This is a genomic window from uncultured Microbacterium sp. (assembly GCF_947632095.1).
Lineage (GTDB): Bacteria > Actinomycetota > Actinomycetes > Actinomycetales > Microbacteriaceae > Microbacterium.
This window is the reverse complement of record NZ_CANROA010000105.1, coordinates 1-2,640: the sequence shown is the minus strand read 5'-3', so window position 1 is coordinate 2,640 and position 2,640 is coordinate 1. Positions and strand designations below refer to the sequence as shown.

Annotated in this window: 3 protein-coding genes; 1 reads left to right on the top strand and 2 read right to left on the bottom strand. The window is 65.8% G+C overall.

What is annotated here, in order from left to right; all coding sequences use genetic code 11:
* On the top strand, nt 1–417 hold a 417-nt coding region (locus tag Q0Z66_RS12465; RefSeq protein ID WP_298041643.1), incomplete at its 5' end, for a formyltetrahydrofolate deformylase.
* Between the two features lie 63 nt (nt 418–480).
* Here Q0Z66_RS12465 and Q0Z66_RS12460 read toward each other — a convergent pair.
* Both Q0Z66_RS12460 and Q0Z66_RS12455 read right to left on the bottom strand, forming a co-directional pair.
* On the bottom strand, nt 481–1,209 hold the full coding sequence (locus Q0Z66_RS12460; RefSeq protein ID WP_298041640.1) for an amino acid ABC transporter ATP-binding protein: 729 nt from the start codon (nt 1,207–1,209) through the stop codon (nt 481–483).
* The coding region (locus Q0Z66_RS12455) for an amino acid ABC transporter substrate-binding protein/permease (RefSeq protein WP_366939005.1) at nt 1,206–2,640 on the bottom strand (1,435 nt) is incomplete at its 5' end. The genes Q0Z66_RS12460 and Q0Z66_RS12455, both read right to left, overlap by 4 nt.

Sequence of the window (2,640 nt, the reverse complement as noted above, 5' to 3'; positions counted from 1 at the left end):
TCGGCCGATAAGTCCGCGATGGAACAGCGCCAGCTCGAGCTGCTGCAGGGCAATGTCGATCTCGTCGTGCTCGCCCGTTACATGCAGATCCTCACCGATGACTTCATCGAGAAGGTCGGCGCGCCGGTCATCAACATCCACCACTCGTTCCTGCCGGCGTTCATCGGCGCGAACCCGTACGCCCGGGCCAAGGAGCGCGGTGTGAAGCTCATCGGTGCGACCGCGCACTACGCCACGGCCGACCTCGACGAGGGGCCGATCATCGAGCAGGACGTCACGCGCGTCACGCACGCCGAATCGGCTGCCGAGCTGCAGAGCCGCGGCGCCGATGTCGAGCGCCTCGTGCTCGCCCGCGCCGTGCAGTGGCACGCAGAGGACCGCGTGATCGTGCACGGCCGCTCGACCGTCATCCTCTGACGACTCGTCGGAGAACAGGAATGGCCCGGGCGATCGCCCGGGCCATTCCTGTTCTCCGACGTCTCAGAGGACCTTCGCGAGAAAGTCCTGGAGTCGGTCGCTCTTCGGCGACTCGAACAGCTCGGCGGGAGCACCCGCTTCGACGACGACACCGCCGTCCATGAATACCGTGCGGTCGGAGACCTCGCGGGCGAAGCCCATCTCGTGGGTGACGAGCACCATGGTCATACCGCCCTCGGCGAGGTCGCGGATGACCTGCAGCACCTCGCCGACCATCTCGGGGTCGAGCGCGCTGGTCGCCTCGTCGAAGAGCATGATCTCGGGATCCATCGCGAGAGCGCGGGCGATTGCGACGCGCTGCTTCTGGCCGCCCGAGAGCGATGCCGGCTTGGCGTTCGCCTTGTCGGACAGCCCGACGCGCTCGAGCAGCTTCATGGCGCGCTCGCGGGCCTCCGCCTTCGTCATGCGGCTGAGCTCGATCGGGGCCAGCGTGATGTTCTCGAGCACGGTCATGTGCGGGAACAGGTTGAAGTGCTGGAACACCATGCCGATGCGCTGGCGCACCTCATCGAGCTTGACGCTCTTGTCCATCAGATCGACGCCGTCGATCACGACACAGCCCGAGGTGGGCTCCTCGAGCTTGTTCAGGCAGCGCAGCAGCGTCGACTTGCCCGAGCCCGACGGGCCGATGATCGCGACGACCTCGCCGTCGGCGACCTGCAGGTCGATGCCCTTGAGCACCTGGTTGCTGCCGAAGGCCTTGTGCAGATCCTGCACATCGATCTTGCTCATGCGTTGAACTTCCTCTCCAGGCGGTTCGCGAGCAGCGTCAGCAGCGTGATCACGACGAAGTAGATGATGGCGACGATGGTCAGCACCTGCGCGGACAGGTAAGTGGATGCGATGATCTGGCGCGACTGGAAGGTGAGCTCGGCCAGACCGATGACGCTGAGCAGCGACGTGTCCTTCAGCGTGATGATGCCCTGGTTCACGAACGACGGGATCATGATGCGGAACGCCTGCGGCAGCACGACCTTCTGCATGGTCTTCCACGAGCCGAGGCCGAGCGAGCGAGAGGCCTCGTTCTGGCCGGGGTCGACGGCCTGGATGCCGCCGCGGATGATCTCGGTCATGTACGCGCCCGTGTTCAGCGACAGGGTGATCGCACCGGCGACGAACGGGTTGAAGGTCACGCCCGGGATCAGCTGCGGGATGGCGAAGAACACGAAGAACGCCTGCACGAGGATCGGGGTTCCTCGGAACACGTAGACGTAGGCGGTGGCGAGCCAGCGGAACGGCAGGAACTTCGAGATGCGGCCGAAGCCGAACACGATGCCGAGCACGAAGGCGGCGACGATCGCGATGATGGTGGACAGGATCGTCAGCCAGAGGCCCTGCATGAGGGCGGGCCAGTACTTGACCGCGACGGAGATGATGTCGGTGGCCTGATCGGTGGCCTCGCCGCCGCTGAGGTAGCGCTCGACGATGACGTCGTACTCGCCGGAGGCCTTGAGGTTCTCCAGACCCGCGTCGAACATGTCGACGAGCTCGATGTTCATGCCCTTGTTGACGGCGAAGCCGTACTCGCCACCGAGCTCGGGTTCGCCGACGAGTCGGAAGCCGGAGCCCTGCTGGATGCCGTAGGCGAGCACCGGGAAGTCCTCGAAGTAGCCGACGGCCTGCCCGGCCTTGACGGCATCCACCATGTCGGTGGTGTCCTGATAGGGCGTGACGCGGAAGCCGTACTCGTCCTTGTTCTCGTCGGCGAAGGTCTGGCCCTGCGTGCCGGTCTTGACCGCGACGGTCTTTCCGTCGAGGTCGTCGAGCGACTCGATGTCGCTGGATTCGAGCACACCCAACTGGATGCCGCTGGTGAAGTACGGGGCGCTGAAGTCGAAGGTCTTCTCGCGCTCCTCGGTGATCGACATGCCGGCCATGACGGCGTCGACCTGGTTGGCCTGCAGCGCCTGCACCGCGGCGTCGAATCCGAGCTGGCGGATCTCGACCTGGAAGCCCTGGTCCTCGGCGATGGCGCGCAGCAGGTCCATGTCGATGCCGACGAGCTCACCGTCGGAGTTCGTGAATTCGAACGGCGCGAAGGTCGTGTCGGTGCCGATCACGTAGGTCTCACCGGAGTCATCGGCGGCGAGCGCGGGGGCGGCTCCGCCCAGCAGCGCGGCGACCGCGACGAACGCGGTGATGGCCCACGCCCCGATCTTTCGG